The following is a 26,680-nucleotide window of genomic DNA, read 5'->3' on the forward strand; positions in this document are numbered from 1 at the left end:
CCCGCTCGGGGAGACACCCATGCTCGATCAAGGACCCGTCGCGCGACCTGTCGAAGCCAGAAACGCCGCAGCGCTCGATGAGGAGACGCCGTGGTGCGAGAAGCACCACCAGATCGTCCGCGACGAAATCGCGGCGATCAACACCCGCCGCGAGCCGGACCGGCGCATCGATCCGGATAATCTAGAACCCTGCCAGTTGCTCGACGTCGTCGGGCTCGCCTTGTCCGGCGGTGGCATTCGTTCCTCGGCCGTTTGCCTCGGCGTGCTGCAGGCGCTCAACCATCACGACCTGATCGGGCGGATCGACTATCTCTCCACGGTCTCGGGCGGCGGCTATATCGGAACGTCCCTCAGCGCGACCATGACGGTTGCGCGGCGATTCGTATTCGGCGAGAGACCGGCGGGCGGAACCGCCACGGCCGCCGAGATTAGCGACACGCCCTCCGTCGGACATCTGCGTAACTATTCCAACTATCTGATCCCTGCCGGCGCGCGCGACCTGCTGACCGGCTTTGCGATCGTCGTGCGCGGCCTGGTCGCCAATATCGGTTTGACGCTGCCGGTCGTGCTGCTGCTTGCCGCGATCACCATCTGGTCGACACCGCTGCGGAGCTGCCTCACGGTCGCGAACATCTTCGGGATCGGCTTCAACGATCGCAAATTGTGCGAGTTGCACGATTTCAGCAGCATCGATCGTTACGGCTTCACTACCTTAGGGGCTGCCGTTGCCCTGGTGCTGCTCGTTTGCAGCGGGCTTGCCTATCTCGGCTCCCGCTCCGTCCGTGGCAGCGGCCCGAGCATCGCGTATGCCTATCTTGCCGGCTTCGCTTTGCTGATGGGCGTCGCCTGCGACTTCGCACGCTTTCTCAAGGTCGAGCATTTCGCCCTGACCCTGGCGACCGCGATCATCGGGGTTGTGCTGTTCTTCGGCTGGGCTCTCAAGCAGTCATTCGCAAGTCCGGACAAGCGCCAGGAGTTCCGCTCGCATTGGCCGAGCGCCGGCGCGACCTTCCTCGTGCTGCTCGCGGTCATCGCGTTCTTCGAATTTCAGCCCTTCATGCTGGGCCAGATGTTCGATGTTGCCGAGAGCAACGCGCTCGGCGGTCCGGTCGGTGCCGCTGCCATCACCTGGATCAAGTCGCTCGCGGCGATCGCCGCGCCAATCGGCGTCTTCGTTACCGCGTTCAGGCAGCAAATCGCTGAGGTGCTGAAGGGCAACAGCGTGTCTTCGCAATGGGGCTCTCTGCTGCTCGCCATCGTGGCGAAGGCCGCGCTGTGGATCGCGGGACTTGCGCTGCCGCTCATCATCTGGGTTGCCTACCTCTATTTGTCGTATTGGGGCATCGCCAACGACCTGTTCGAGCGATGTCCGTCGGCTCTTGGCCCGGTGGCCCAAAGAGAGTGCCTCGCCAACGTCAAATCTAACGCGCCCGCTGGAAACCTGGCCGGCAAGATCCAGTTTGACGCCAGCACGGGCACCCTGTCCGCCGAGATCACGCCCAAAGCCGCAGCGCCGGCGGTTGCCGATACGGAGCAGCTGACGCCGGTCTGGCATGCCCCGGCATGGCTCGAATTCCTGGCCCAGAAGGTCAGAGGCGTGGTTCAGAGACAGTTTCCGGGTCTGTTTCAGGGCGCGGCCTCCGAACTCGGCTACTCCTTCAGCCTTCCGATGGTCATCCTCTATGCGTTCGCCGGCGCTGTGTTGTTCGCCATCTCGTTCTGCCTGACGCCGAATGCGAACTCGTTGCATCGACTCTATCGCGATCGCCTGAGCAAGGCTTTCCTGTTCGATCCGACCCATTCGGCCGACGGCGGCATCGGGCGCGTCGAAGCGAGCCTCGACCAGGGGCGCGATTTCAGACCGCTCGATCGTTTGAAGATCACCGATCTCTATGCGGCTCCGGCGGAGGACGCGGTGGTTGCCGGGCAGGCCGTCGCTCCGAAGCTGCACGCGCCCTATCAACTCATCAACACGGCGCTGAACATCCAGGGCTCGGACTTCGCCAACCGGCGCGGCCGCAACGCCGACTTCTTCATGTTCTCTGCGCTGAATGTCGGAAGCGAAGCGACGGGCTATGCCCCGACCTGGGCGGTGCAGGACGACGAGCAGAGTCTCGATCTGGCCACCGCCATGGCGATCTCGGGGGCGGCGGCCTCCTCGAACATGGGCTCGAGCTCGATCAAGGCGTTGACGCCTACGCTTGCGCTCTTGAACGTGCGGCTCGGCTACTGGTTGAAGAATCCGCGCTACGTCGATGCGCGCGTGCGACCCCAGCACCGTTCCACGCCGCTTTATTTCTGGTCGGAGATATCCGGACGCCTCTACGAGAACAGCGACAGCGTCTATCTCACCGACGGCGGTCACATCGAGAATCTCGGCGTCTACGAGCTGTTGCGGCGGCGCTGCAGGGTGATCGTCGCGGTCGATGCAGAAGCCGATGCGCCGATGAACTTCGCATCGCTGATGACGTTGCAGCGCTATGCGCGCATCGATCTCGGTATCCGCATTGACCTGCCCTGGACGCTGATCCGTGAGCGCACCCGCATGCTGATGGCGTGCAACGCCGACAAGGCCGGCGATCCTTCGTCGGTCGACGAGCACGACGATGCTCCGCGAGACCATGTTCACGTGGCGATCGGCACCATCGATTATGGCGGCCAGGAGAAGGGCTATCTCGTCTACATCAAGTCCTCGCTCACCGGCGACGAGAACGACTACATCCGGGATTACGCGCGGAGAAACAATCGCTTCCCGCACGAGACCACTGGCGACCAGTTCTTCTCCGAAGAGCAGTTCGAGGTCTATCGCGCGCTCGGTTTCCACATGACCCACGGCTTCCTGGCAGGCGATCATCCCGTTGCGGTCGGCTCGGGGATTGCTCCGCACACGGCGAGGTTCACCGATGGCGGCGAAGAGGCCGTCGACGCGGTGCGCCGCGCGCTCGGTCTGGCTGTGGTCGAAGCCGACGTCGAGCCGGAGACCGCGACGTTCATGATCGCCGTTTTGGACCAGGAGTAGGATGGTGTTGAGCGCAGACCGGCCGAGGTCCCGACAATCGGGATTCCAAATGAGCCGATTTGCGGGAAAACTGAGCAGCTGTGCCGTTGCCCTGTCCGGCGGATTGCGGTAATGCCAGCCGGGAATTCGACTTTCGACTGGGGACATCCATGGCTGACCATAGCGAAGTGGCGTATAGCACCGCCGATGGCAACGACTACGTTGCCCACGAGCAGACCTATGAGGGCTTCATCAAGCTGGTGAAGTACGGCACGGCCTCGGTCGCGCTCATCGTCATCCTGATGGCGATCTTCCTGACCTGATCCACAGTCGACTGCACCGCCAAAGGCGGCGGCTGCTCAGAAAATTTGCATCCAAGCCGGTTCTAAAACCGGTATCCAACGTTGCGGGAGTAACGCTAAATTCGCGTGCGCGCCTTCCCGCGCCGCCGGAGGCCTCATGAAGATTGCCGTTGCCAAGGAAATCGATCCGTCCGAGCCGCGGGTCGCCGCTTCGCCGGATACGGTGAAGAAGTTTAGGGCACTGGGCGCCGAGATCGCCGTCGAGCCCGGTGCCGGCATCAAGTCCGGCCTGCTCGATTCCGACTACACCGCCGCCGGTGCGACAGTCAGCGCCGATGCGCTGGCTGATGCCGACATCATCATCAAGGTGAAACGCCCCGAGGCTTCCGAGCTTGGCCGGTACAAGCACGGCGCGCTGGTCATCGCCATCATGGACCCCTATGGCAATGAGGCCGCGCTCAAGACGATAGCCGATGCCGGCGTCGCCGCCTTCGCCATGGAACTCATGCCGCGCATCACGCGCGCCCAGGTGATGGACGTGCTGTCGTCGCAGGCGAACCTCGCCGGCTACCGTGCCGTGATCGAGGGCGCCGAAGCCTTCGGCCGTGCCTTCCCGATGATGATGACCGCGGCCGGCACTGTTCCGGCCGCAAAGGTATTCGTGATGGGCGTCGGCGTCGCCGGCCTCCAGGCGATTGCGACCGCGCGCCGTCTCGGCGCCATCGTCACCGCGACCGACGTGCGCCCCGCCACCAAGGAGCAGGTCGAATCGCTCGGTGCGAAATTCCTCGCCGTCGAGGACGAGGAGTTCAAGAACGCGCAGACCGCCGGCGGCTACGCCAAGGAAATGTCCAAGGAATATCAGGCCAAGCAGGCCGCGCTGACCGCCGAGCACATCAAGAAGCAGGACATCGTGATCACGACGGCGCTGATCCCGGGCCGCCCCGCGCCGAAGCTCGTCAGTGCCGAGATGGTCAAGTCGATGAAGCCGGGTTCGGTGCTGGTCGACCTCGCCGTCGAGCGCGGCGGCAATGTCGAGGGCGCCAAGCCGGGCGAGGTCGTCGATCTCGATGGCATCAAGATCGTCGGCTACACCAATGTTGCCGGCCGCGTCGCCGCCTCGGCTTCCGGCCTTTACGCGCGCAACCTGTTCTCCTTCATCGAGACCATGATCGACAAGAAAGAGAAGAAGCTTGCCGTGAACTGGGATGACGAGCTCGTGAAGGCGACTGCGCTGACCAGGGACGGCGCCGTCATCCACCCGAACTTCCAGCCGAAAGCTTAAGAAGGAGAGAACCATGGAGCATGTTGCACAGGTCGTCGATCCCTTCATCTTCCGGCTGTCGATCTTCGTGCTGGCGGTGTTCGTCGGCTATTTCGTCGTGTGGTCGGTGACCCCCGCGCTGCACACGCCGCTGATGAGCGTCACCAACGCGATCTCCTCGGTGATCGTGGTTGGCGCGCTGCTCGCGGGCGGTGTTGCCAACGTGTCGAGCGGTTCGGGCTGGGCGCGGGGCTTCGGCTTCATCGCGCTGATCTTTGCCTGCATCAATATCTTCGGCGGCTTCCTTGTCACCCAGCGCATGCTGGCGATGTACAAGAAGAAGGCCAAGTAAGCGGCCACCTCGGGCTGATGGGACAGATGGGGACCTGAGATGAACGCCAATCTCTCTGCATTGTTGTATCTCGTGGCGGGGGTGCTGTTCATCCTGTCGCTGCGCGGACTGTCGAGCCCGGCCTCTTCGCGCCAGGGTAACCTGTTCGGCATGATCGGCATGGCGATCGCGGTCGCCACCACGCTGGCCAATCATCCGCCGGCCGACGGCCTCGCCTGGCTGCTGGTCATCGTCGGCATCGCGATCGGTGCCGCGATCGGTGCCGTGATCGCGCGGCGCGTGCCGATGACCTCGATGCCGGAGCTGGTCGCCGCCTTCCACTCGCTGGTCGGCATGGCCGCGGTGCTGGTCGCCGCCGGCGCGTTCTATGCGCCCGAGGCTTTCGACATCGGCACTCCCGGCAACATCCACACCCAGAGCCTGATCGAAATGTCGCTCGGCGTCGCCATCGGCGCGCTGACTTTCACCGGCTCGGTGATCGCGTTCCTGAAGCTGTCGGCCCGCATGAGCGGCGCGCCGATCATCCTGCCGGCGCGGCACCTCATCAACATCGCGCTCGCGGTCGCGCTGGTGGCCTGCATCGTCGGGCTCGTGGTCACCGGCAGCCCGGTATTCTTCTGGCTCAACGTCATCCTGGCGCTGGCGCTCGGCGTCCTCATGATCATCCCGATCGGCGGCGCCGACATGCCGGTCGTGATCTCGATGCTGAACTCCTATTCGGGGTGGGCGGCGGCCGGCATCGGCTTCACGCTCGGCAATTCCGCGCTGATCATCACCGGCGCGCTGGTCGGCTCGTCCGGTGCGATCCTGTCCTACATCATGTGCCACGCGATGAACCGGTCCTTCATCTCGGTCATCCTCGGCGGCTTCGGTGGTGAGACCGCGGCGGCCGGCGGGGCGACCGGCGAGCAGAAGCCGGCCAAGCTCGGCTCGGCCGACGATGCTGCCTTCATCATGAAGAACGCCTCCAAGGTCATCATCGTGCCCGGCTACGGCATGGCGGTGGCGCAGGCCCAGCACGCGCTGCGCGAGATGGCCGACATGCTGAAGAAGGAAGGCGTCGAGGTGAAGTACGCCATCCACCCGGTCGCGGGCCGCATGCCAGGCCACATGAACGTGCTGCTGGCCGAAGCCAACGTTCCTTACGACGAGGTGTTCGAGCTCGAGGACATCAACTCCGAATTCGCGCAGGCCGACATCGCCTTCGTGATCGGCGCCAACGACGTCACCAACCCCGCCGCCGAGGAGGACAAGACCTCGCCGATCTACGGCATGCCGGTGCTCCAGGTCTGGAAGGCGGGCACCGTGATGTTCATCAAGCGCTCGCTGGCTTCGGGTTACGCCGGCATCGACAATCCGCTGTTCTATCGCGACAACACCATGATGCTGCTCGGCGACGCCAAGAAGGTCACCGAGAACATCGTCAAGGCGATGTAGCGCGAGGCGCGGACCGTGGCCCTGAACAAGGAGTGGCACCGGTCCAATCGCATGCCATCCAAAGCGACGCGCGAGGAGCGCGTCGTCTGGCACGCCGCCCATGCCGCGGCGTGCGGCTGCCGCGAGATCCCCCTGAGCATCCGTGTCGACGTCCTCAAATTGCTCAAGAGCCGTCGCAGGCCCTGAACCCTGGCAAGCCCTGAACTTTGGAATGACGGGCCAGCGATGACATTTTTGAAATGGACCGCCATCATCCTTTCGGCCGGCTACTTCGCCGGTCTGGTCCTGCTGTTCGTGAAGCAGCGGGCGATGCTGTTTCCGATCCCGACCGCCGAGCGCACGGCCCCCGCGGCAGCGAGATTTCCACAAGCCGAGGAGCATGTGCTGACTACGGCCGATGGCGAGAAGGTCATTGTCTGGTACGTGCCGGCCAAGCCTGACCGTCCGGTGGTCCTGTTCTTCCCGGGTAACGGCGATTTCCTTGCAGGGCGCGCGAGCCGATTCAAGGGCATCACCGCGGACGGCACCGGCCTCGTCGCGCTATCCTATCGCGGCTATGCCGGCTCGACCGGCGCGCCCAGCGAGCGGGGCCTGTTGCAGGACGCGGCAGCCGCCTATGCCTTCGCGACAGAACGTTACGAGGCACAGCGCGTCGTTGCGTGGGGCTTTTCGCTCGGCACCGGTGTTGCTGTCGCGATTGCATCCGAACGCCCTGTCGGAAAATTGATTCTCGAGGCTCCCTACACGTCGACTGTCGATGTCGCCGCCTCGATCCTTCGCTTCGTTCCGGTTCGCGTCCTGATGCGGGATCAATTTCACTCGGACGAACGGATCATACGCGTCACCGTGCCGCTGCTGATCATGCACGGCACAAACGATCCGGCAATTCCCGTCACGTTCGGCGAGCGCCTGTTTGCGCTCGCACACGAACCGAAAAAGCTGGTGCGGTTTCCAGGCGGCGGACACGAAAATCTCGATGACTTTGGGGCGCTGGAGACGGCCCGACAATTCATCAATGGCAGCTGAGGGCTGACTGGCGCGATCTTCTCGCGCATAATCGGTTTGGCTTCGTTGAAGGAATTATCTCTATGAGCGCACACGGACCGATGCCGCGATCGGCCTGGCTGTTTCCCGCCCTGGCGGTGCTGCTGTTCCTGCTCGTCACCGCGACGGGGTATGGCTTCACCCTGTCCCTCGGCGGCTTCGTGTTTGCGATCGTCCTGCTGGTGATCCTGTTCGGAACGGTGTTCGCTGCCGTTCATCATTCCGAGGTGATTGCGGAGCGGATCGGTGAGCCCTTCGGCACGTTGCTGCTCACGCTCGCGGTAACCATCATCGAGGTCGCGCTGATCACCACCATCATGCTCGGCGACAAGCCGGCGCCGGAGCTCGCGCGCGACACCGTATTTGCGGTCGTGATGATCGTCTGCAACGGGCTTGTCGGCCTCTGCGTCTTCATCGGCGGCCTGCGCTACCGCGAGCAGGGGTTCCAGGTTTCAGGCTCCAACGTCTATCTCAGCATGCTGATCGCGCTGGCGACCATCACGCTGATCATGCCCAACTATACGCTGACGACGCCGGGCCCGATCTATTCGACGCTCCAGCTCGGCTTCGTCGATCTCGTGACGATCGTGCTGTATGGCGTGTTCCTCTACACGCAGACCGTGCTGCACCGCGACTATTTCATCAATCAGGCCGATGACGGGAAGGGCGGGGAAAGCCATCTGTCAGGCAGGATGCTGATTCTCAGCGTCGTCCTGCTCCTGGTCTCGCTGCTTGCCGTCGTGCTGCTTGCCAAGAAGTTCTCACTGGTGGTCGACGCGGTTGCCGTCATGATTGGTGCGCCACCTGCCTTTGCCGGGCTTCTGGTTGCGCTCCTGATCCTGATGCCGGAAGGGGTCTCGGCGATCGCCGCGGCGCGCAAGAACGATCTCCAGAAAAGCATCAACCTGGCCCTCGGCTCCTCGCTGGCCACCATCGGGCTGACGATTCCAGCCGTCGGGCTCGCCACCTATGCGCTCGATCAACCGCTCGTTCTCGGCCTGAATCCCCAGAACACGGCGCTGATGTTCCTGACGTTCCTGCTGAGCATGCTGACCTTCGGCACCGGCAGGACCAACGTCCTGTTCGGGCTGGTTCACATGGTGGTATTTGCGGTCTACGTGTTCATGGTCTTTGTGCCGTAGCTTAGGGGAGGGGAAATGCTGGCCGCCAGCTCCGAGGTTCAGGTCGACAATGACGAGGTCCGGGTCACCGAGTGGCGGCTCCCGCCCGGCGGCGCTACCGGCCATCACATTCACGGGATGGACTACGTGATTGTTCCCGTCACGGCCGGCGAGTTGACCATCGTGTCGCCCAATGGCGGGCGTTCCACGGCGCAGCTTGCGGCGGGCAAGTCCTACTTCCGCAAGGCAGGTGTCGCGCACGACGTGCTTAACGAAACTGCAACAGAGATCGTGTTCCTTGAAGTCGAGCTGAAAGCGTAAAAGTGGCTTGCCAACTGCCACCGATCCGTCGCAGTTGACCCCCTTACTATTGCCTCAAAGTTCCCGCATCAGACCGTGTGGGGAGTGGCCGGAATGCTGAAATACCTGACTAAAATCTCCATGGATATCTTCCCCTCGGTGCTCGCGACGATCATCGGGGCGTACATCGTTAATCACTACATCAACGCCCGGCCGGCCCCCGACACTCCCGCCGCCGCAGTCGCTCCTGCCGAGACCAAGAAGGACGCCAAGCCTGCCGAGGTCGCGAATCTCCCCGCGCCCGGAGTGAAGGCCAAGGGTGTCTCCGAGAAGAGCGTTTCCGAGAAGAGCGTTTCCGAGAAGACCGTGACTGACAAGCCGGCGGCCGAGAAGCCGGCTGACAACAAGGCTGCCGAGCAGCCCGCCGAGACTTCACCCGCCGAGACCGCCGCCGCTCCCGCCGCGCCGCGCGGCCGGCCGACGGCTTCCCGTGAGAGCAAGGCCATGGCCAAGGCGACGCCTGCCGTCAGTGCCCCGGTCGTGACTACACCGGCCTCCGAGACCGCCCCGGCATCGAATGCCGCGACTCCTGACGCCAATGATCTCGCCCGCGCGGCGATCGAACGGCTGCGCAAGTCACCCGAGGGTGCCTCGCAGGAGACAGCCCATGCAGGCGAAGCCCCGCGCGTTCAGGAAGGGCCCCGGTTCATGACGGCGGCCCCGCCTTCCGTGCGGCCGCTGCCGCCGCCGATCACGGTGTCGACGCCGGGCCCGGAGGCTTATGGTTCCCCGACGGCGTCGAACCCGTCCTACACCGCGTCCGTTGGCACCGATGATGCGAACAGGCTGACACCGCCGGCCGACATTCCGGTCCCGGTGGTGGTTGCGCCGCCGCTCGATCTGCGGGCCGATGCGGCCGGTCCCATGCCCAGTCCCATGCCCAAGGCAAAGACCAACGTTGCTGACGAGATGCTGTCAGGCGTCAAGTCGATGTTCCACGCGGTGCTGCCGAAGGGCGTCACCCCGGACTGAACCGGCGCGCTGCGCCTCCGATCCCCGTTTCAGCCGCCGACGCGAGCCAGCCCGCTGCGGGCGGCATCGTCGCGTGGACGCAGCGCGACCGCCTTGGTGTAGGACGCCGCCGCCTTGGCCTTGTCGCCGAGGCGCTCATAGGCGAGCCCTCGCGTGGTCCAGACTTGCGCATTGTGCGGATCAGCTTCGGAGGCCTCATCCAGATCGGCTGCGGCTTCCTTGACCTTGCCGACCGCGAGATAGCTGATGGCGCGGCCGAGCAGCGGCTCCGGCTTCTGCGGATTGAGCCCGCTCGCCGCGCCGAAATCCGCGATCGCAAACTCATGCTCGTTGCTCGCCTGGTAGATCAGGGCGCGGCCATAGAGCGCCTGTGCATTGTAGGGATCGAGCGCGACCGCGCGGTTGAACTCGTCGAGGGCCGCCGCCGTCTCTCCTGACTTCGCAAGCGCCTGGCCCTTTGCCGTATGGCTCTGGGCTTCGGTGACATTGCCGGCGCTCACTGCGCTCTCAGCGGGCGCAGCAGCGGCCTGGGGCGCGCCCTGCTGCGGCTTCTCCTTCTCCGGCGTCAGTGATCCCAGGTCGAAAGAGCAGCCGGACAGTGCGATCGCGATCAGTGTGAGCGTGACGGAGCGCCGCCAGGGCCGGCATGATCGTGCCGGGCTGTGCTCGGGGAAAGGGGAGGCCATCTACGGGTTCGCTCGCGCTGGTGCCGCATCGGTAGTGCCCCGTCCCAGAAAAGGCACCGCTCACAAAACAATAACGCGGGCCCGGGGCCCGCGTCATCGAAAACTCAGTCTTGCAAGAACGACAAAATCAGCGCGGTCCGCGCGGACCAGCACCCGGGCCGCCACGACCGCCAGCGCCACGATCGCCACCGGCGCCAGCGCCGAACACCGGCTTCGGCTTCATCGGCAGCAGGCCTTCGCGCTGCAGCTTCTTGCGGGCCAGCTTGCGCGCGCGGCGCACGGCTTCGGCCTTTTCGCGGGCCTTCTTCTCGGAAGGCTTTTCGTAGTGACCGCGGAGCTTCATCTCGCGGAAGATACCCTCGCGCTGCATCTTCTTCTTCAGCGCCTTGAGGGCTTGATCGACATTGTTATCGCGAACGAGAACCTGCACGCGGCATCCTCTTCAGTGGATCGGATTTGAATTCTGGTAAGTCAAAGGGGATGGCAGAAAGCACAAGCCCTTAACCTTGAGCGCGCGGATGTATCAGACAAAACCTGAGATGTCCACCGGCCAGACGGACTTTCGGGCCAAGATAAGCCATTAAATGGGGCAAATGTGCCTCCGTGCGGCCGTGATTTGGGTGATTTGGCGCCAATCGCGGGGCCGTTCCCGGATCCTGGATCCGGAAGTCTTGGAAATCAGGGGAGTCCCTCATGGAAATGAAGAAATATGCCGCCGAGGCCATCGGCACCTTTTGGCTCACATTCGCAGGGTGCGGCAGCGCGGTGATCGCGGCCGGCTTTCCGCAGGTCGGGATCGGCCTGGTCGGCGTGTCCCTGGCGTTCGGCCTGAGCGTCGTCACCATGGCCTACGCGATCGGCCACATCTCGGGCTGCCATCTCAATCCGGCCGTCACCGTCGGTCTTGCCGCGGGCGGCCGGTTCCCGACCGGACAGATCCTGCCCTACATCATCGCGCAGGTTATCGGTGCGGTCGTCGCGGCCACGGTGCTCTACGTGATCGCCAGCGGTGCGCCGGGCTTCGACATCACCAAGGGCTTTGCGTCGAACGGCTATGGTGCGCATTCGCCCGGCCAGTACAGCCTGGTGGCGGGCTTCATCACCGAGGTGGTGATGACCATGATGTTCCTGTTCATCATCATGGGCGCCACGCACGGCAGGGCGCCCGCGGGCTTCGCGCCGCTGGCGATCGGGCTCGCGCTGGTGATGATCCATCTGGTCAGCATTCCCGTCACCAACACGTCGGTGAACCCGGCGCGCAGCACCGGGCCCGCTCTTTTCGTCGGCGGCTGGGCGCTGGCGCAACTGTGGCTGTTCTGGCTTGCACCGCTGATCGGCGGCGCGCTTGGTGGCGTGATCTATCGCTGGCTCAGCGAAGAGCCGACCGGTGTCGTCGCGGGCGTGAAGACGGCCTGATCAGTGAAGGGGATCGCGCGCATCGCGATCCCCTTCAACTTGTCTCAGTTGTCGCGGGCCGGAAGCACTTCGGTGATGTGGCCCATCTTACGGCCCGGGCGCGGCGTGCCCTTGCCGTAGACGTGGACGGTCGCGCCCGGCACGGTCAACCATTCCTGGTAGCGGTTGATCTCGTCGCCGATCAGGTTGGTCATGGTGACCACCTCGCCGTGCCGCACGGGCTTGCCGAGCGGCCAGCCGGCGATGGCGCGGATATGCTGCTCGAACTGCGAGACGGACGCGCCGTCGAGCGTCCAGTGCCCGGAATTATGCACGCGCGGCGCAATCTCGTTCACCAGCACCTTCGGTCCCGTGCCGTTGGCGAGCACGAACATCTCGACCGCCAGCACGCCGACATAATCGAGCGCGTCGGCGATCTTGCCGGCGACGTTGCGCGCCTCTTCGGCGAGCGCATCCGGTATGGCGGCCGGTGCGCGGGACACTTTCAGGATGTGATCGCGATGCTCGTTCTCGGTGACGTCGAAACATTCGACCCGGCCTTCGGCCGAGCGCGCGGCGATCACGGAAATCTCGCGCTCGAACGGCACGAAGGCCTCCAAGATCGCCGACTTGGTGCCGAGGCTGGTCCAGACTTTCGCGATGTCGTCACCCTCGCGGATGATCGCCTGGCCCTTGCCGTCATAGCCGAAGCGGCGCGTCTTCAGCACGGCCGGAAGCCCGATCCTGACGACCGCCTCGCGCAACGAGGCGACCGAGGTGACGTCGGCATAGGCGGCGGTGCCGATCCCGAGCCGGGTGACAAAATCCTTCTCGGCGAGCCGGTCCTGGGTGGTTTCGAGGATCTTGCGGTTGGGCAGCACGGGACGTCGCGCGTCCAGAACCAGCGCGGCCGCGGCCGGCACGTTCTCGAATTCGTAGGTGATGACGTCGACGTCGTTCGCGAACAGCTCGAGCGCCTCGACGTCGGCATATTCCGCGCAGGTCGCGTTGAGGACGACGTCGAAGGCCGGTGAGTCCGGATCGGGCGAGAACACCTGGCAGCGCAGGCCGAGCCGCGCCGCGGCCATCGCAAGCATCCGTCCCAATTGTCCGCCGCCGAGGATGCCGATGGTGTCGCCGGGCTTCAGCTTCACCCGTTTGGTGCCAGTCACGCCTTGTCCTCCGGGCGCTCGGCCACGGCGTCGGTCTGCGCCTTGCGCCAGGCCACAAGGCGTTTCGACAGCGCCGGATCGGACAGCGCCAGCACGGCCGCGGCGAGTAGCGCCGCATTGATCGCGCCCGCCTTGCCGATGGCGAGCGTCCCGACCGGAATGCCGGCGGGCATCTGGACGATCGAGTGCAGCGAATCGACGCCTTTCAGCGCCTTGGATTCGACGGGAACGCCGAACACCGGCAGTTCCGTCAGGGAAGCCGTCATGCCGGGCAGATGCGCGGCGCCGCCGGCGCCGGCAATGATGACCTTGAAGCCCTCGGCCTTGGCGCCCTTGGCAAAGGTAAACAACCGTTCCGGAGTACGGTGGGCCGAGACGATGCGGCTTTCGCAGGCGACACCGAGCGCTGTGAGCGTATCGGCGGCGTGCCGCATGGTGTCCCAATCCGACTGGCTTCCCATGATGATGGCGATCGGCGCGGTCATGACGTCAATTGTGCTCGGGAATACAGAAACATAGGCCAGATTAACGGGTCCGGCCGGCGGCTCGCAAGGCGGTGGCAAGGAGAAGGGAATGCACTATCCTGTCTTGGTGAATCCCCGCAAGCCTTCATTGAGCAGGACGCCCATGAAGAAACCAAAAAGGGCGATCGCTGCGAAGGCAAAAAAGGGCCGGAAAAGCAGCGGGAGCCGATCCAAACCTGCGGCCAGGCGCGTAGCCCGGGCGGCTGCGACCACCGACGAAGCCAAGGAAAATGCCGGGAACGAGGCCAAGGCGATCATCCGCGGCCTGCGCACCCGGCTCGCCCAGGCCCAGCGGCGCATCGACGAGCTTGAAGCTGCCGCCGACACGGACTTCCTGCTCGGCATCCCGAATCGGCGCGGCTTCGAGCGCGAGCTGCACCGTGCGATCGCCTACATGACGCGTTACGCCGCCCGCGGCGCGCTGATCGTGCTCGATGTCGACCGCCTGAAGCCCATCAACGACAACTTCGGTCATGCCGCTGGTGACGAGGTGCTCAAGGCGATCGCCGCCACGCTGACGCGGCAGGTGCGTGCCTCTGACGTGGTCGGCCGCCTCGGCGGCGACGAGTTTGCGCTGCTGCTGTGGAATCTCAGCGAGACCGACGCCAAGGCGAAGGCAGCGGCTTTCGAGCAGGCCATCGACGACCTGTCCTTTGTCTTTCGTGGCCAGCGTGTGAATGCGGGCGCCTCCGCCGGCGTCGCGCTGCTGGGATCTCACGCCGAGGCGGGCCGCGCGCTGGAGGAAGCCGATGCGGCCATGTACGTGCGCAAGGCGCAGCGGCGGCACGAGCCGCGGATCAGGCTGATCAGCAGTTAATGCGTGATGGTCTGTGCTCCACCTCTCCCTTCGGGAAGGGTGGTCCCTCGGCTTGCATTGATTGCACCACAACTCATCCTGCTTTGGTTACAGCGCACTGAGATCTTCCGGCACATTGCCGAACTTGCGCAGCAGCTTGGCGTCGCCGAACTCGCCGGTCATGGGATCGCCGCTGCGGCTGAACGCGATCGCGCCGATATGGCCGGCGCCGTGCGCCAGGATCTCGGCGCGACGTAGCGCGGCGGCCGAGGTCTGACATTCCTCCGCAGCGCCCGCGACCGGCGATCCGTCTTCGTCGGTGAGGAAAGGCAGTGCGACGTAGTAGGTGACATCGGACATGGTCGGCTCCGAGTGCTCGTTGGCTCACGCGGCGCTGGAGGTGCTCCGCATCTTGTTGCGCGACGTTTCCGGAATGCAGCCGGCGGAAATTGCCGCCTGCAATTCCTCGAGTTCCGCTTCCAGATATTCGTTGGCCATGATCAGCGCCTTGATGGTGCTGCGCAGATTGCCGTCACACATCGCGATCGCCTGATCACAGGCTTGCTCATAGTGGCTGTTGTCGAAGGCGGCTTCGGACATGGCATTCCCCCGGAAACGGTTGATGCTCGAATGTTCTTCTTTTGTTCTTTTCGAGTCAAGAGGAATCCGACTGCGGAAAACGCATCGGGCAGAGGGCCGCGATCAGGCGATGATGTCCGGCGTGATCTGGTCTTCGATGAAGGCGATACGGTCGCGCAACAACAGCTTGCGTTTCTTCAGGCGCTGCAACCGCAACAGGTCGGGGGCGGGCGATTGATGCAACGCATCGATCGCCGCATCGAGATCTCGGTGTTCCTGCTGCAACCGGGCGAGCTCGGCTTCGAGTTCGCGCTCGTTTTCATTGGTCATGATGTGCGGTAGCCGGAAAACCCGATGAGGTTGCGAAAGCCTGTGGAAGGCCTGTGGAAAGTATCGTCCTTGCGCGACGTGATCGCAAGCGATCTGGGTCTTCCATCAACGCTCTCGCGCAAAGATATTTCAGCGGCTCGCGACGCCAGCGCACAGGGCGCATTGAAATCATGGATGATTCCTGTCGCGGTTCCTTACTCACTGTTCATTACATATGAATTTTCAAAAATGACAGGGGGACGACGGATACTTATCGACAGAACGAATCGGTGATGTACACTTCTCCGTCCGGATCGAATCCTGAGGTTCAACCCTACCGAGGAGTTTTCGAATGACAATTCAGGCACATCTTGTTGAATTGGAGCGGAAACACAAACTTCTCGAAAACGAATTGCACGAAGCTCTCGTGCACCTTTCAACAGACGACCTGCAAATTGTTGAGTTGAAGCGCCGGAAGTTGATGGTCAAGGACCAGATCGAGCGGTTGAGGCACGGTACCGACGACACGCTCCACTAGTACCCCCGTACACAGACCAGACCTGATCTCGCACCCTGCACGCAGGGTTGAGAGCTGTTGCGCTCATCCCTGCGTCGAGGTGTGATGCATCGTGCGATTGATTTCGTGCGACGCCTAGATGTTTGCGAGTTCGGCGACGTAGTCGGCGATCGCAAGCGATGACGTCAGGCCGGGCGACTCGATACCGAAGAGATTGATGAGGCCGTCCACGCCGTGATCGCGCGGGCCCTGCATCAGAAAATCCTGCGTGGCCACCGCCGGCGGGACGATCTTCGGCCGAATGCCCGAGTAGCTCGGCATCAACGCACCATCAGGCAGGTCCGGCCAGTATTTGCGGATCGCCGGATAGAATCGCTCTGCGCGTGTGGGATCGACGGCGTAGTCGATCGTTTCGATCCACTCCACATCGGGACCGAAGCGCGCCTGGCCCGCCATGTCCAGGGTGAGATGCACGCCGAGTCCGCCGGGCTCAGGCACCGGATAGATCAGCCGTGAGAACGGCGCCTTGGCGCTGCAGCTGAAATAGTTGCCCTTGGCGAGATAGGCCGGAGGAATCCGGTCGACCGGCATGCCGTCGATGTTGCGCGCCACCGTCGTCGCCGAAAGACCTGCCGCGTTGACCAGCAGGCTGCATTGCAGCGTCATCGGCGCTTCGCCGCCGGCATCGATTTCGACGCCGCCGCCTGATGCCTTGGCGCGGATCAGCGGCGTGTGAAACGCGAACGCGGCTCCCGCCGCTTCGGCCTCGCCGAGCAGCGAGAGCATGTAGGCGTGGCTGTCGATGATGCCGGTCGAGGGCGAGAGCAGCGCGGCATCGCAGGCCAGCGCCGGCTCCAGCGCGCGCGCGGCGTCGCCTGCGAGCATCTGCATGTCGAGCACGCCATTGGCCTCGGCATGCGTCTTGATCGATTGCAGCTTCTCGGTCTCTTTCGAATTCGTCGCAACGATCAGCTTGCCGCAATTCTTGTGCGGGATGTTGCGCTCGGCGCAGTAGCGGTAGAGCTCATGCTTGCCGCTGACGCAGAGCCGCGCCATCCAGCTTCCTGCCCGGTAGTAGATCCCGGCATGGATCACCTCGCTGTTGCGCGAGGAGGTAACGGTGCCGATGGCCTCCGCCGCTTCCAGCACGATCACCTCGCGCCCGGCCTGGGCGAGCTTTCGGGCGACCGCGAGCCCGACCACGCCCGCTCCGACGACGACGCAGTCAACTCTATCCATGGTGGGGCGGGAGGTTCGTGAGCGACAGGACCGACGGGCCTAACGAGAGACTTAAGGAACCGCGGCCAAGGCGGCTCTCCATTAAGGAAGAATTTATCATGTCAGGGCAATTGCCGTATCTGGCGTCACATTTTTCTGTCGTGCTGACAGGCGTTTACCCGATCCCAACCCGTGAGGCCAGACAATCCGGAGTTGAAATCTCGGGTGGCTGATGGCTGACAAGAACTGGCACGCGAGCGGCACGATTTTGACGTCTGTGCAGGCCCTGGTGTGCCTGGCCTGCACGGTCGCGCCCGCGCGCGCCTTTGCGCTGTCCGACGATTTTGCTCCGCAGAGCTATCTGGGCAGGCTCGATCCCAATCTGGTCTGGGAGGCGCTGCTCGGCGGCATCGCGGCGTGCTCGCTGCTGGCGGCTATCGTGCTGTGGATCCACTCCGCGTTGCTGCGCGCCAGGCGCACGCAGCTCAGGCGCAATGCCTTCGTCTCTTCCGCCCTGAACAACCTCAACCAGGGCGTGGTGATGACCGATGCGCAAATGCGGATCATCTTCTGCAATGACCGCTATCTCGACATCTACGGGTTGGCGCGGTCGGACCTCTGGACCGACATGAACGGGGTAGACCTTCTCAAGCTGCGCCGTGATCGCGGCGTGCTCGGGGTCACCGACGAGGAGTTCTACGAGAAGGCGGCAAGTCCCAACGGCCTGATCACCGAGCTTCCGGACGGGCGCGCCATTCTGGTCAAGTATTTCGTGCTGCCCAGGGGCGGCTCGGTGGCAACGCATCTCGACGTCAGCGAGCAGCGCAATCTGTCGCGGCAGCTTGCCTCCACCAAGCAGTTCCTGGAATCGGTGCTCGACAATGTGCCGGCATGCGTAGCGGCAAAGAACATCGAGGACGGCCGCTACATCTTCGCGAACAGTGCCTATGAGCGCTTCTGGGGATTGTCGAGGGACTACGCCGTCGGCAAGAATGCGCGGGAGCTGTTTGCGCCTAGCTCGGCGAGCAGCATCGAGGCAGCCGACCGGGCCGCGCTCAACTCTCCCAACGGACAGTTCCGCAACGAATTCGAGGTCGAGCGCGGGTCGGCGCGTCGCATGGTTGCGTCGATCCGGATCGTGGTCCGCAATGAACATAACCAGCCTGAATTCCTGCTGCTCGTTTTCGAGGACATCACTGACCGGCGGTCGCTTTCGCAGGAGCTCGAGAATACCAAAAAGTTCCTCGAGCTCGTGGTCGACAACATCCCGGTGGCGTTGATCGTCGAGCAGGTCAAGGACGGCCGCTATCTACTCGCCAATCGCAGCGCCGAAGCCATCCTCAACCGCAAGCGCGAGGAGGCGACGGGTCTGACCTCCGCGGACATCTTCAACCCCAAGGAAGCCAAGCTGATCATCGCCCGCGACGAGGCGGCGATCAAGAAACGGGGGATGATCACCGAGGAGCATCCGATCTCGACCAAGGATGGCCTGCGGCTGTTCCTCACCCGCCGCGCCACCGTGCTCAGCGATGCCGGCGAGCCGGAATATCTGATCAAGACCCATGAAGACGTGACCGACCGTCGGCAGACCGAGTCGCGCATGGCGCACATGGCCTATCATGATGGCCTGACCGATTTGCCGAACCGCGCCGCCTTCCTCCAGGCGCTGACGCAGATGATCGAGGCCTGCGAGGGCACCAGCGAAGAATTCGCGGTGCTATGTGTCGACCTTGACGGGCTGAAGGAGGTCAATGACGTCTTCGGCCATGCGCTCGGCGACAAGCTGCTGGTGGAGGTCGCCCAGCGGCTCCAGGACGCAGCCCGGGGCGGCGTGGTGGCGCGCCTGTCCGGCGACGAGTTCGGTCTGATCATCGACGGCAAGCAGCCGGAGGCGGGCCTTGCGCTTGCGCGGCAGCTCGGCAATGCGCTTGCCAAGGAATTCCAGATCGACGGTCGCGCGGTGCGCGCCGGGGTTACCACCGGCATATCGGTCTTCCCGCACAACGGGGCGGATGGTGCTTCGCTGCTCGCCAATGCCGGCGCGGCGCTGTTCCGCGCCAAGCAGAAGTCGCGTGGCACGATCAGCCTCTACCAGCCCGAGATGGACCAGCAGATCCGCGACCGTCGCGTGCTGCACCAGGACCTGTCGAAGGCGATCAAGAACGGCGAGCTCTCGCTCGCGTTCCAGCCGCAGGGCATCGCCGGCCACACCGTCGCCGAGAGCGAGATCATCGGCTTCGAGGCGCTCGCGCGCTGGCAGCATCCGGTCCGCGGCCAGGTCTCGCCGGCCGAGTTCATCCCGATCGCGGAGGAAAGCGGCCTGATCGTCGAGATGGGCGAGTGGATCCTGCGCCAGGCCTGCCGCGAGGCAGCCTCCTGGGCCAAGCCGCTCCAGGTCGCGGTGAACCTGTCGCCGGCGCAGTTTGCCCATGGCGACGTGGTCGGCCTCGTCCATTCGATCCTGCTGGAGACCGGGCTCGCCCCCGGCCGGCTCGAGCTCGAAATCACCGAGGGCGTGCTGATCGAGGATTTTGATCGCGGCCTCGCGCTGCTGCGTCGCCTGAAGGCGCTCGGCGTGCGCATCTCGATGGACGATTTCGGCAGCGGCTATTCCTCGCTGAGCTATCTCCAGGCGTTCCCGTTCGACAAGATCAAGATCGACCGCGCCTTTGTGATCAATCTCGGCCGCAACCCGCAATCGGCGGCGATCGTGCGCGCCGTGATCGAGCTCGGTCATGGCCTCGAAATGTCGATCATCGCCGAAGGCGTCGAGACGATCGAACAACTCGCCTTCCTCGCCAAGGAAGGCTGCGACGGCGTGCAGGGTTATCTGCTCGGCAAGCCCCTGCCGATCGGGCAATATGGCCGTCTCATCGGCCGCGCCGAGACGATGGAGCTTGCGCTCAAGACCGGCTAGTGATTGGCGAAGTCCTTGCTTCGTTCGTTCACGACGGCCTCATGGCGGATTACGACCTCGCGATCATCGGCGGTGGCCTGAACGGCGTCAGCATCGCGCGCGACGCCGCCGGGCGCGGCCTTCGTGTCATCCTGTTCGAGCAGGGCGATCTCGGCGGTGCGGCCTCCTCGGCGACGCCGCACCTGATCCACGGCGATCTCTCGGTGCTGGAGCGTCGCGGTTTCCGCCGTGTGCGCCGGGCGCTGGCCGAGCGGAAGGTGTGGCTCGCGATTGCCCCGCATCTGGTCCGTCCGATGCGCTTCGTGATCCCCGCGCATTCCGATGAACGTCCACCCTGGCTGCTGCGCGCCGGTCTCCTGCTCTACGACCGCCTAGCGGGGCGCGGCGGCTTGCCGCCGTCCGCGACCATCGACATCACGCATCATCCGGTTGGCAACGCGTTGAGACGGCCGTTCGGTCTCGCCTTTGAATATTCGGACTGCGTCGTCGATGATTCCAGGCTCATGGTCCTGACTGCGCTGGATGCGGCGGAGCGTGGTGCGGTGATCCGTCCCGGCGCGCGTTGCGTGCGGGCCGATCGCACCGATATCTGGCGGCTCGTCGTCATCGATCGCGGCCACCGCAGGGTCATCACGACCCGCGCGCTCGCGAACACCAGCGGCGGATGGAGCGTGAGCGTCGCCGAGACCGTGCTCCGACAGCCGCCACCGCGCGCGGGGGCTGCCGTGCAGATCAGCCAGATCGTCGTGCCGCGGCTGTTCGAGTCCGACAATGTCTACGTCTTCCAGAACAGCGATGGCCGGCTGATCTTCGCAAGCCCGTTCGCGCGTGATTTCACCCTGATCGGTACCGTCACGCGCGCCTTCAGGGGCGATCCGGCGATCGTCGCCATGCCGGCGAGTGATGTGACCTATCTCTGCGAGGCCGCCAGTCGCTATTTCCGCGAGCCTGTCGCGCCGGCCGACGTGGTCCGGACGATGTCGGGTGTCAATCTGGCGCCGGAGGTCGCGCGCAGGCGGGGTGGCGCGCCTGCATTCGATGCGCGGCGCCGCAAGGCGCCGCTGCTCACGATGTTCGGCGGTGACGTCACGACCGCGCGGTGGCGCGCGGAGCGGGCGGTGACCAGGCTGACGCCGTTCTACCCGATGTCGCGGCCCTGGACGGTGGCGGCGGCGCTTCCGGGCGGGGACTTTCCCTGGCAGAGCTTCGAGGTGGAAGTCGATGCCGCGCGCGAGCGCTGGCGCTTTCTCTCCGAGGCGCAGGCGCAGCGCCTCGTCGGCGCCTATGGCTCGCGGCTTCCAGTCGTGCTGGGCGAGGCGACGAGTCGTGCCGAACTGGGGCCGGCTTTCGGTCCTGAACTCACGGGAGCCGAGGTGCGATACCTGATGCAGACCGAATGGGCTCGCTTTCCCGACGACGTCCTGTGGCGCCGCTCCAAGCTCGGCCTGACCATGCCGCCCGCCGACCGCGAGGCGCTGGCGACGTTCATGGCGAATGCGGTGTGAATGATCAGCACCGAACCGGTTGAGCCGGGGACGTTCCGCCGCTAGCGTGCGGCTGCATTGGGGCCGGCAGGGAACATGGCTGACGAACTACAAGCGATCAAGGCGGCTGCCGCGGCGAGGCCCGGCGCGCGTCCGGGGGCGGATGGTCCGCTGCTGCGCATCGACGGCGTGGTGAAGAGTTTCGGCGCCTTCCGCGCTGTCGACGGCGTGTCGCTCGACATCCGGGCAGGCGAGTTCTTTGCACTGCTGGGTCCCTCCGGCTGCGGCAAGACCACGCTGCTCCGCATGCTGGCCGGTTTCGAGGCGCCGGACGAAGGGCGCATCCTGCTCGGCGGTGACGACATCGCGCAGGCGCTGCCGCATGAGCGGCCCATCAACATGATGTTCCAGAGCTACGCGCTGTTTCCGCATCTGTCGGTGCGCGACAACATTGCGTTCGGTCTGAGGCGCGCCGGCATGGCGCGCGCCGATATCGCCACGCGCGTCGCCGAGATGGTCGCGCTGGTGAAGCTGGAGGGGATGGAGAAGCGCAAGCCGGACCAGCTCTCCGGCGGCCAGCGCCAGCGTGTCGCGCTGGCGCGTGCGCTGGCGCGCCGCCCGCAACTGCTTCTGCTTGACGAGCCGCTGGCTGCGCTCGACAAGAAGCTTCGCGAGAATACGCAAGCCGAGCTGATGGAGCTGCAACGCCGGCTCGGCATGACCTTCATCATCGTCACCCACGACCAGGAAGAGGCCATGACGATGGCGACGAGGATCGGCGTGATGGACGCCGGCAGGCTCGTGCAGGTCGCATCGCCGCGAGAGCTCTATGAAGCGCCACATTCGCGCTGGATCGCGCAGTTCGTCGGCGATATCAACCTGTTCGAAGGCGAGGTGCAATCGCATGAAGCCCATCGCCTCGTCATTGCGACTCGCGATGCCGGAGCACTCGTGGTGGCTGAGCCCGGCACGCCAGTCGGCAAGTCCGAGCTGACCGTCGCGATCCGTCCCGAGAAGGTCAAACTTTCGCGCCGTGGGCTCGGTGGTGATGCGGACCAGGGGCCGGCGATCAACCGGCTGGAAGGCACCGTCAGCGACATCTGCTATCTCGGCGGCATCACCACCTACAGGGTGAAGCTCGATGCCGGCGGCACGGTGCAGTCGGCGATCGCGAATACGGTGCGCCGCGATGCTGATGCGTACAGCCTGAACCAACGCGTGGTGGCATGGTTCACGTCCAACGATTGCGTGGTGCTCGAGCAATGAGCGCGCGCCGCATCTTTGCGAGGCCCGCTCGCTTCGCCGCGATCGCGCCTTACCTCTGGATGGCGCTGTTCTTCCTGGTGCCGTTCGGCTTCGTGCTGAAGATCAGCCTCTCGCAGACGGCGATCGCGCAGCCGCCTTACGAGCCGGTGTTCGACCTGACGGCAGGATGGGCGGCGCTCGAGGCCGCCTTCAGCTCGCTGTCGGTCGACAATTTCAAGCTGCTGGTCTCCGACGACCTCTATGTCTTCGCCTATGTCAGAAGCCTCACGGTCGCGATCACGGCCACCGCGATACTGCTCCTGATCGGCTATCCCATCGCCTATGGCATGGCGCGGCTGCCGAAGCGCTGGCAGGCGGTGGCGATGGTGCTGGTGATCGTGCCGTTCTGGACCTCGTTCCTGATCCGCATCTATGCCTGGATCAACATTCTGCAGCATGATGGGCTCTTGAACAAAATCCTGCTCGCGTTGCATGTCGTCAGCCAGCCGGTGGTGTGGCTATCCACCGACAGCGCGATGTATCTCGGGATCGTCTATTCCTATCTGCCGTTCATGATCCTGCCGCTTTATGCGACGCTGGCCAAGATGGAGCCGGCGCTCGAGGAAGCCGCCGCCGATCTCGGCGCGCCGCCGGGAGCGGTGTTCTGGCTCGTCACTTTTCCGCTGTCGCTGCCCGGCGTCGGCGCCGGCGTCTTGCTGTGCTTCATTCCGATCGTCGGCGAGTTCGTGATCCCGGATCTCCTGGCCGGGTCGAACTCGCTGATGATCGGCCAGACGCTATGGCTGGAATTCTTCACCAACAAGGACTGGCCCGTCGCTTCCGCAGCCGCCATCATCCTGCTGGTCGTGCTGCTCGCACCGCTGTTGCTGTACGAGCGGGTCCAGCGGCGGCAATTGGAGAAGCGGTGAGATGCGCAAGGTCGCTCGCCTGTCCCGCTTCAACGTCGCCTCGCTCGCGCTGGGGCTGGCGTTCCTTTACCTGCCGATCCTCATTCTCGTCATCTATTCCTTCAATGCCTCGCGGTTGGTGACGGTGTGGGGCGGCTGGTCGCTGCGCTGGTACCGCGAGTTCTTCAACGACAGCGCCATGATCGAGGCGGCCTGGATGAGTCTGCGTGTCGCCGTCGCATCCGCCAGCATCGCGACCGTGCTTGGAACGCTGGCCGCCGTGGCACTGTCGCGCGGCGAAGGATTTCGTGGCCGCATGCTGTTCTCGGGCATGCTTTATGCGCCGCTGGTGATGCCCGAGGTGATCACAGGCCTGTCCCTCCTGCTGCTGTTCGTCGCCCTGAACGCCGAGCGCGGCTTCTGGACCGTGACGATCGCGCACACCACGCTGACCATGTGCTTCGTCGCAGTGGTGGTGCAGTCGCGCCTCGGCTCGCTCGACCGCTCGCTCGAGGAAGCCGCCATGGATCTCGGTTGCGCCCCGGTGCGTGCATTCCTGTCGGTCACGCTGCCGCTGATTGCGCCCGCGATCGTGGCCGGCTGGATGCTGGCATTCACGCTGTCGCTCGACGATCTCGTGATCGCGAGCTTCACCACCGGCCCCGGCTCGGCGACGCTGCCGATCCGGATCTATTCCGAGGTCCGGCTCGGGGTGAAGCCCGAGATCAACGCGATCTGCACGCTGGTGATCGGCCTGATCGCAATCGTCATCGTCATCGCCTCGCTCGCCTCGAAGCTGTCGAGCTCGCAGGGCGAGAGCGCGGCGCCGCTTTGAGCAGGGAATAATCATGACCTTCGTTTATCAGATACTGATCCATACCCCGGTCTGGGTGTTCGCGCTGCTTGCCTTCCTGGTGTGGCAGGGCATCAAGGCCATGCAGCCGCGCACGACGCCGATCTGGCGCGCACTGATCGTGCCGGTCGTGTTCATCGTCTGGGGCGTCTCGCGGATCGGCTTCGGACATCAGGACAGCGCGTGGCCGCTCGTTGCGTGGGGTGCGGCGGCGCTGGCGCTGCTGCCGCTCGGCATCCTGACGCCGCGCCCGTTCGAGGTGGATCACAAGAGCGGAGAGATCATCCGGCCGGGCAGCGCGTTTGGCCTGATCCGCAACCTCATCGTATTCGGCCTGCAATACACGGTCGGCGTGATTTCGGCGATCGACGCTGGTGACCGCGCGCTCGCTATCATCGCCGGCCGTGCCATCTCGGGCGCGACCGCGGGCTATTTCATCGGCTCGACGGCCGCCCTCCTGATTGCGTATCGCAGGAAGCGTGCTGCCGATGATTAAGACTTCACCGCACCCGCGGTGAGGCCGCCCACCATGTAACGACGGAAGGCGTAGTAGATCGCGGCAGGCGGCAGCGCGTAGATGAAGCCGGTCGTCATCAACAGCTCCCACGGCGAGTCGTCGGCTGCGAGGAAGTTGCCGAGCGCGACGGGGAGGGTGATCTCGCGATCGTTCGACAGCAGCAGGAACGCGTAGAGATATTCGTTCCAGGCGAGCAGCACTGCATAGGTGCCGATTGCGACCAGCGAGGGCATCATCAGGGGCAGATAGACCAGGCGGAAGATCTGCAGCGTGGTGGCGCCGTCCATCACCGCGGCTTCATCGAGCTCGACCGGCAGCTTGTCGGAAGCCTGCTTCAGCACCCAGATCGCATAGGGCGAGGCGATGGTGACCATCGCAAGGATCAGCGACCAGTGATTGTTGAGGAGGCCGTAATTGCCCATGGTCCGGTACATCGGCACGGCAAGGAACGCCGCCGGGATGAAATAGGTGAAGAGCGCAAGGTTCATCACCACGCGCCCGCCGGGCACCTTGAGCCGTGAGATCGAGAACGCTGCGGCGGTGGCGATGAACAGCGTCAGTGCGCCGACGGCTGCCGCGATCACCACCGAATTCCAGAACTGGACGTAGAAGTCGCGCAGGAAATAGTGCTGCTGATTGAACACAATCGAGAAGTTGTGCAGCGTCGGATGGTCCGGCCACAGCTTTCCGGAGAACGCGTCCTCCTTCGGGGAGATCGCGAACAGGAACATGTGATAGATCGGCACCATCGTCCAGATGAAGACCGGGATTCCGATCAGCAGCAACTTTGCTTCGGTCGCGACTTCGCGCAGGGTAGGGAGCTTCATCGCGACAACCGTTTCATCATGAAGTACACGAGCGGCAGGACGAACGGCATCGCGCAGACGATGGAAGCCATCGCGAGCGAGAGCTGGTCGAGCCGGAGATAGCGAATGCCGAGTGTCGACAGCACGTGCGTGAGGTCGGCCGGGCCGCCGCCGGTGAGCAGATAGACGCTGTTGAAGTCCCCGAGCGTCCAGATCATCGAGAGCAGCGTGCAGGTCACGTAGAGCGTCTGCATCGACGGCCAGGTGATGTAGCGGAATTTCTGCCACCAGCTCGCGCCGTCGACATCGGCGGCCTCGAACAGATCGTGCGAGATCGCAAGGCGTCCGGTGATCAGGATCAGCGTCCAGAACGGCAACGATTTCCAGATGTGCACGGCGATCGCCATGGACAGCGCAACGGTCGGATCGTTCAGCCAGTTCGGGCCGTCATCGCCGGTGAGGCTGAAGATGAAATGGTTGACCATGCCCCATTCGGGATTGAGCATGAAGCGCACCGACAGGATGGTCGGGATCGAGGGCACCGCCCAGGGCAGGATGAAGATCACCGAAAGCCATTTGATCCAGGTGCGCTGCTGAGCGAAGAAGCCGGACAGGAACAGCGCGATCAGCATCTTGATGTTGATGCCGATGACCAGGAAGATCAGCGTGTTGACCGCGGCGCGCGCGAAGATCGGGTCGTTGTAGAGCGCGACATAGCTCTCGGGATGGCGCGCCAGCCACAACCCGTAACAGACGGGATAGACGACGAAAGCCAGGAAGACCAGGAAATAGGGTGCGAGCAGCACGATGCCCCAGACCTGCGCCGGGGTCAGCCGCGACGACAAAGGCGGCGAAGCTATCGCCTGATCGCCAGAGAGCGTGATCGCCATTCTTTTCGAACTCT

At 64.3% G+C, this 26,680-nt stretch carries 30 protein-coding genes; 20 read left to right on the top strand and 10 right to left on the bottom strand.

Features of this window, described 5'->3' with window-relative positions:
- The first annotated feature begins 19 nt into the window (after positions 1–19).
- From ACV1FX_RS15265 to ACV1FX_RS15310, 10 genes are all read left to right on the top strand, one after another.
- Positions 20–3,019 carry a cell division protein gene (locus ACV1FX_RS15265; protein ID WP_473118374.1) on the top strand — a complete coding sequence of 1,000 codons (3,000 nt, stop codon included), beginning with the start codon at positions 20–22 and terminating at the stop codon, positions 3,017–3,019.
- 149 nt (positions 3,020–3,168) lie between these two features.
- Positions 3,169–3,321: an aa3-type cytochrome c oxidase subunit IV gene (locus tag ACV1FX_RS15270; protein WP_018317799.1), complete on the top strand. Its 153-nt coding sequence runs from the start codon at positions 3,169–3,171 to the stop codon at positions 3,319–3,321.
- Positions 3,322–3,457: 136 nt separating this feature from the next.
- Entirely contained in the window at positions 3,458–4,585 is a 1,128-nt protein-coding gene (locus tag ACV1FX_RS15275) for a Re/Si-specific NAD(P)(+) transhydrogenase subunit alpha (RefSeq protein ID WP_473118375.1), read from the top strand.
- 13 nt (positions 4,586–4,598) lie between these two features.
- Positions 4,599–4,916 (top strand): proton-translocating transhydrogenase family protein, encoded by a 318-nt coding sequence (locus ACV1FX_RS15280; RefSeq protein WP_254099863.1) that lies wholly within the window; start codon positions 4,599–4,601, stop codon positions 4,914–4,916.
- 39 nt (positions 4,917–4,955) lie between these two features.
- Positions 4,956–6,353, top strand: a complete 1,398-nt coding sequence (locus tag ACV1FX_RS15285; RefSeq protein WP_473118376.1) for an NAD(P)(+) transhydrogenase (Re/Si-specific) subunit beta — start codon at positions 4,956–4,958, stop codon at positions 6,351–6,353.
- A 15-nt stretch (positions 6,354–6,368) separates the two neighbouring features.
- Complete coding sequence (locus ACV1FX_RS15290; protein WP_473118377.1) at positions 6,369–6,539, top strand: hypothetical protein; 171 nt, start codon at positions 6,369–6,371, stop codon at positions 6,537–6,539.
- A gap of 39 nt (positions 6,540–6,578) precedes the next feature.
- Positions 6,579–7,379, top strand: a complete 801-nt coding sequence (locus ACV1FX_RS15295) for an alpha/beta hydrolase (protein WP_473118378.1) — start codon at positions 6,579–6,581, stop codon at positions 7,377–7,379.
- Positions 7,380–7,441: 62 nt separating this feature from the next.
- Positions 7,442–8,539 carry a calcium:cation antiporter gene (locus ACV1FX_RS15300; protein ID WP_473118379.1) on the top strand — a complete coding sequence of 366 codons (1,098 nt, stop codon included), beginning with the start codon at positions 7,442–7,444 and terminating at the stop codon, positions 8,537–8,539.
- Positions 8,540–8,554: 15 nt separating this feature from the next.
- On the top strand, positions 8,555–8,839 hold the full coding sequence (locus ACV1FX_RS15305; protein WP_473118380.1) for a cupin domain-containing protein: 285 nt from the start codon (positions 8,555–8,557) through the stop codon (positions 8,837–8,839).
- Positions 8,840–8,932: 93 nt separating this feature from the next.
- On the top strand, positions 8,933–9,850 hold the full coding sequence (locus tag ACV1FX_RS15310; RefSeq protein WP_473118381.1) for a hypothetical protein: 918 nt from the start codon (positions 8,933–8,935) through the stop codon (positions 9,848–9,850).
- A gap of 29 nt (positions 9,851–9,879) precedes the next feature.
- On the opposite strand, the gene ACV1FX_RS15315 is transcribed toward ACV1FX_RS15310, so the two are convergent.
- Together ACV1FX_RS15315 and rpsU are read right to left on the bottom strand one after the other, a co-directional pair.
- Complete coding sequence (locus tag ACV1FX_RS15315) at positions 9,880–10,536, bottom strand: tetratricopeptide repeat protein (RefSeq protein ID WP_473118382.1); 657 nt, start codon at positions 10,534–10,536, stop codon at positions 9,880–9,882.
- A 127-nt stretch (positions 10,537–10,663) separates the two neighbouring features.
- Positions 10,664–10,966, bottom strand: coding sequence for a 30S ribosomal protein S21 (gene rpsU / locus ACV1FX_RS15320; RefSeq protein WP_473118383.1), 303 nt, complete (start codon positions 10,964–10,966; stop codon positions 10,664–10,666).
- Positions 10,967–11,229: 263 nt separating this feature from the next.
- On the opposite strand from rpsU, the gene aqpZ reads away from it, so the two are divergent.
- Positions 11,230–11,952, top strand: a complete 723-nt coding sequence (gene aqpZ, locus ACV1FX_RS15325) for an aquaporin Z (protein WP_473118384.1) — start codon at positions 11,230–11,232, stop codon at positions 11,950–11,952.
- A 44-nt stretch (positions 11,953–11,996) separates the two neighbouring features.
- On the opposite strand, the gene ACV1FX_RS15330 is transcribed toward aqpZ, so the two are convergent.
- Positions 11,997–13,103, bottom strand: coding sequence for a 5-(carboxyamino)imidazole ribonucleotide synthase (locus tag ACV1FX_RS15330; protein WP_473118385.1), 1,107 nt, complete (start codon positions 13,101–13,103; stop codon positions 11,997–11,999).
- Positions 13,100–13,588 (bottom strand): 5-(carboxyamino)imidazole ribonucleotide mutase, encoded by a 489-nt coding sequence (gene purE, locus ACV1FX_RS15335; protein WP_473118386.1) that lies wholly within the window; start codon positions 13,586–13,588, stop codon positions 13,100–13,102. Before purE ends, ACV1FX_RS15330 begins: the two co-directional genes overlap by 4 nt.
- Positions 13,589–13,730: 142 nt before the next feature.
- On the opposite strand from purE, the gene ACV1FX_RS15340 reads away from it, so the two are divergent.
- Positions 13,731–14,444 carry a GGDEF domain-containing protein gene (locus tag ACV1FX_RS15340; protein ID WP_473118387.1) on the top strand — a complete coding sequence of 238 codons (714 nt, stop codon included), beginning with the start codon at positions 13,731–13,733 and terminating at the stop codon, positions 14,442–14,444.
- Positions 14,445–14,531: 87 nt separating this feature from the next.
- Here ACV1FX_RS15340 and ACV1FX_RS15345 read toward each other — a convergent pair whose 3' ends face one another.
- From ACV1FX_RS15345 to ACV1FX_RS15355, 3 genes are all read right to left on the bottom strand, one after another.
- Positions 14,532–14,783, bottom strand: coding sequence for a hypothetical protein (locus ACV1FX_RS15345; protein ID WP_254099838.1), 252 nt, complete (start codon positions 14,781–14,783; stop codon positions 14,532–14,534).
- A 24-nt stretch (positions 14,784–14,807) separates the two neighbouring features.
- Entirely contained in the window at positions 14,808–15,023 is a 216-nt protein-coding gene (locus ACV1FX_RS15350) for a hypothetical protein (protein ID WP_473118388.1), read from the bottom strand.
- Between the two features lie 102 nt (positions 15,024–15,125).
- Positions 15,126–15,332, bottom strand: a complete 207-nt coding sequence (locus tag ACV1FX_RS15355) for a YdcH family protein (RefSeq protein WP_280966661.1) — start codon at positions 15,330–15,332, stop codon at positions 15,126–15,128.
- A gap of 24 nt (positions 15,333–15,356) precedes the next feature.
- Here ACV1FX_RS15355 and ACV1FX_RS15360 point away from each other — a divergent pair, with 24 nt between their 5' ends.
- Together ACV1FX_RS15360 and ACV1FX_RS15365 are read left to right on the top strand one after the other, a co-directional pair.
- Positions 15,357–15,605, top strand: coding sequence for a hypothetical protein (locus tag ACV1FX_RS15360; RefSeq protein WP_473118389.1), 249 nt, complete (start codon positions 15,357–15,359; stop codon positions 15,603–15,605).
- Positions 15,606–15,663: 58 nt separating this feature from the next.
- Complete coding sequence (locus tag ACV1FX_RS15365; RefSeq protein WP_449376847.1) at positions 15,664–15,849, top strand: YdcH family protein; 186 nt, start codon at positions 15,664–15,666, stop codon at positions 15,847–15,849.
- A gap of 114 nt (positions 15,850–15,963) precedes the next feature.
- On the opposite strand, the gene ACV1FX_RS15370 is transcribed toward ACV1FX_RS15365, so the two are convergent.
- Entirely contained in the window at positions 15,964–17,067 is a 1,104-nt protein-coding gene (locus ACV1FX_RS15370) for an NAD(P)/FAD-dependent oxidoreductase (protein WP_473118390.1), read from the bottom strand.
- A 211-nt stretch (positions 17,068–17,278) separates the two neighbouring features.
- Between ACV1FX_RS15370 and ACV1FX_RS15375 the strand changes: the two genes are divergently transcribed.
- The 6 genes from ACV1FX_RS15375 (at position 17,279) to ACV1FX_RS15400 (ending at position 24,949) form a co-directional block, all read left to right on the top strand.
- Positions 17,279–19,963 carry a sensor domain-containing protein gene (locus ACV1FX_RS15375; RefSeq protein WP_473118391.1) on the top strand — a complete coding sequence of 895 codons (2,685 nt, stop codon included), beginning with the start codon at positions 17,279–17,281 and terminating at the stop codon, positions 19,961–19,963.
- A gap of 41 nt (positions 19,964–20,004) precedes the next feature.
- Positions 20,005–21,468 (top strand): glycerol-3-phosphate dehydrogenase, encoded by a 1,464-nt coding sequence (locus tag ACV1FX_RS15380; RefSeq protein WP_473118392.1) that lies wholly within the window; start codon positions 20,005–20,007, stop codon positions 21,466–21,468.
- 75 nt (positions 21,469–21,543) lie between these two features.
- The gene (locus ACV1FX_RS15385) at positions 21,544–22,713 is read left to right on the top strand and encodes an ABC transporter ATP-binding protein (RefSeq protein WP_473118393.1); all 1,170 of its coding nucleotides are present in this window, start codon (positions 21,544–21,546) and stop codon (positions 22,711–22,713) included.
- On the top strand, positions 22,710–23,621 hold the full coding sequence (locus ACV1FX_RS15390) for an ABC transporter permease (protein ID WP_473118394.1): 912 nt from the start codon (positions 22,710–22,712) through the stop codon (positions 23,619–23,621). Before ACV1FX_RS15385 ends, ACV1FX_RS15390 begins: the two co-directional genes overlap by 4 nt.
- A 1-nt stretch (position 23,622) precedes the next feature.
- A complete protein-coding gene (locus ACV1FX_RS15395; RefSeq protein ID WP_473118395.1) occupies positions 23,623–24,435 on the top strand; it encodes an ABC transporter permease in 813 nt (270 codons plus the stop codon).
- A 13-nt stretch (positions 24,436–24,448) separates the two neighbouring features.
- On the top strand, positions 24,449–24,949 hold the full coding sequence (locus ACV1FX_RS15400) for a DUF6622 family protein (protein ID WP_473118396.1): 501 nt from the start codon (positions 24,449–24,451) through the stop codon (positions 24,947–24,949).
- On the opposite strand, the gene ACV1FX_RS15405 is transcribed toward ACV1FX_RS15400, so the two are convergent.
- Both ACV1FX_RS15405 and ACV1FX_RS15410 read right to left on the bottom strand, forming a co-directional pair.
- Positions 24,946–25,797: a carbohydrate ABC transporter permease gene (locus tag ACV1FX_RS15405; RefSeq protein ID WP_458144929.1), complete on the bottom strand. Its 852-nt coding sequence runs from the start codon at positions 25,795–25,797 to the stop codon at positions 24,946–24,948. The genes ACV1FX_RS15400 and ACV1FX_RS15405 overlap by 4 nt on opposite strands.
- Positions 25,794–26,666 carry a carbohydrate ABC transporter permease gene (locus ACV1FX_RS15410; RefSeq protein WP_473118397.1) on the bottom strand — a complete coding sequence of 291 codons (873 nt, stop codon included), beginning with the start codon at positions 26,664–26,666 and terminating at the stop codon, positions 25,794–25,796. The genes ACV1FX_RS15405 and ACV1FX_RS15410 overlap by 4 nt, the downstream gene beginning before the upstream one ends.
- Between the last annotated feature and the right edge of the window lie 14 nt (positions 26,667–26,680).

The organism is Bradyrhizobium ingae, assembly GCF_055791185.1.

Bases quoted from the DNA above. Each gene is read 5' to 3' on its own strand.
- ACV1FX_RS15265 (WP_473118374.1), top strand. From the start codon at position 20: ATGCTCGATCAAGGACCCGTCGCGCGACCTGTCGAAGCCAGAAACGCC.
- ACV1FX_RS15270 (WP_018317799.1), top strand. From the start codon at position 3,169: ATGGCTGACCATAGCGAAGTGGCGTATAGCACCGCCGATGGCAACGAC.
- ACV1FX_RS15275 (WP_473118375.1), top strand. From the start codon at position 3,458: ATGAAGATTGCCGTTGCCAAGGAAATCGATCCGTCCGAGCCGCGGGTC.
- ACV1FX_RS15280 (WP_254099863.1), top strand. From the start codon at position 4,599: ATGGAGCATGTTGCACAGGTCGTCGATCCCTTCATCTTCCGGCTGTCG.
- ACV1FX_RS15285 (WP_473118376.1), top strand. From the start codon at position 4,956: ATGAACGCCAATCTCTCTGCATTGTTGTATCTCGTGGCGGGGGTGCTG.
- ACV1FX_RS15295 (WP_473118378.1), top strand. From the start codon at position 6,579: ATGACATTTTTGAAATGGACCGCCATCATCCTTTCGGCCGGCTACTTC.
- ACV1FX_RS15300 (WP_473118379.1), top strand. From the start codon at position 7,442: ATGAGCGCACACGGACCGATGCCGCGATCGGCCTGGCTGTTTCCCGCC.
- ACV1FX_RS15305 (WP_473118380.1), top strand. From the start codon at position 8,555: ATGCTGGCCGCCAGCTCCGAGGTTCAGGTCGACAATGACGAGGTCCGG.
- ACV1FX_RS15310 (WP_473118381.1), top strand. From the start codon at position 8,933: ATGCTGAAATACCTGACTAAAATCTCCATGGATATCTTCCCCTCGGTG.
- ACV1FX_RS15315 (WP_473118382.1), bottom strand. From the start codon at position 10,536: ATGGCCTCCCCTTTCCCCGAGCACAGCCCGGCACGATCATGCCGGCCC.
- aqpZ (WP_473118384.1), top strand. From the start codon at position 11,230: ATGGAAATGAAGAAATATGCCGCCGAGGCCATCGGCACCTTTTGGCTC.
- purE (WP_473118386.1), bottom strand. From the start codon at position 13,588: ATGACCGCGCCGATCGCCATCATCATGGGAAGCCAGTCGGATTGGGAC.
- ACV1FX_RS15340 (WP_473118387.1), top strand. From the start codon at position 13,731: ATGAAGAAACCAAAAAGGGCGATCGCTGCGAAGGCAAAAAAGGGCCGG.
- ACV1FX_RS15345 (WP_254099838.1), bottom strand. From the start codon at position 14,783: ATGTCCGATGTCACCTACTACGTCGCACTGCCTTTCCTCACCGACGAA.
- ACV1FX_RS15350 (WP_473118388.1), bottom strand. From the start codon at position 15,023: ATGTCCGAAGCCGCCTTCGACAACAGCCACTATGAGCAAGCCTGTGAT.
- ACV1FX_RS15355 (WP_280966661.1), bottom strand. From the start codon at position 15,332: ATGACCAATGAAAACGAGCGCGAACTCGAAGCCGAGCTCGCCCGGTTG.
- ACV1FX_RS15360 (WP_473118389.1), top strand. From the start codon at position 15,357: ATGAGGTTGCGAAAGCCTGTGGAAGGCCTGTGGAAAGTATCGTCCTTG.
- ACV1FX_RS15365 (WP_449376847.1), top strand. From the start codon at position 15,664: ATGACAATTCAGGCACATCTTGTTGAATTGGAGCGGAAACACAAACTT.
- ACV1FX_RS15370 (WP_473118390.1), bottom strand. From the start codon at position 17,067: ATGGATAGAGTTGACTGCGTCGTCGTCGGAGCGGGCGTGGTCGGGCTC.
- ACV1FX_RS15375 (WP_473118391.1), top strand. From the start codon at position 17,279: ATGGCTGACAAGAACTGGCACGCGAGCGGCACGATTTTGACGTCTGTG.
- ACV1FX_RS15380 (WP_473118392.1), top strand. From the start codon at position 20,005: ATGGCGGATTACGACCTCGCGATCATCGGCGGTGGCCTGAACGGCGTC.
- ACV1FX_RS15385 (WP_473118393.1), top strand. From the start codon at position 21,544: ATGGCTGACGAACTACAAGCGATCAAGGCGGCTGCCGCGGCGAGGCCC.
- ACV1FX_RS15390 (WP_473118394.1), top strand. From the start codon at position 22,710: ATGAGCGCGCGCCGCATCTTTGCGAGGCCCGCTCGCTTCGCCGCGATC.
- ACV1FX_RS15395 (WP_473118395.1), top strand. From the start codon at position 23,623: ATGCGCAAGGTCGCTCGCCTGTCCCGCTTCAACGTCGCCTCGCTCGCG.
- ACV1FX_RS15400 (WP_473118396.1), top strand. From the start codon at position 24,449: ATGACCTTCGTTTATCAGATACTGATCCATACCCCGGTCTGGGTGTTC.
- ACV1FX_RS15405 (WP_458144929.1), bottom strand. From the start codon at position 25,797: ATGAAGCTCCCTACCCTGCGCGAAGTCGCGACCGAAGCAAAGTTGCTG.
- ACV1FX_RS15410 (WP_473118397.1), bottom strand. From the start codon at position 26,666: ATGGCGATCACGCTCTCTGGCGATCAGGCGATAGCTTCGCCGCCTTTG.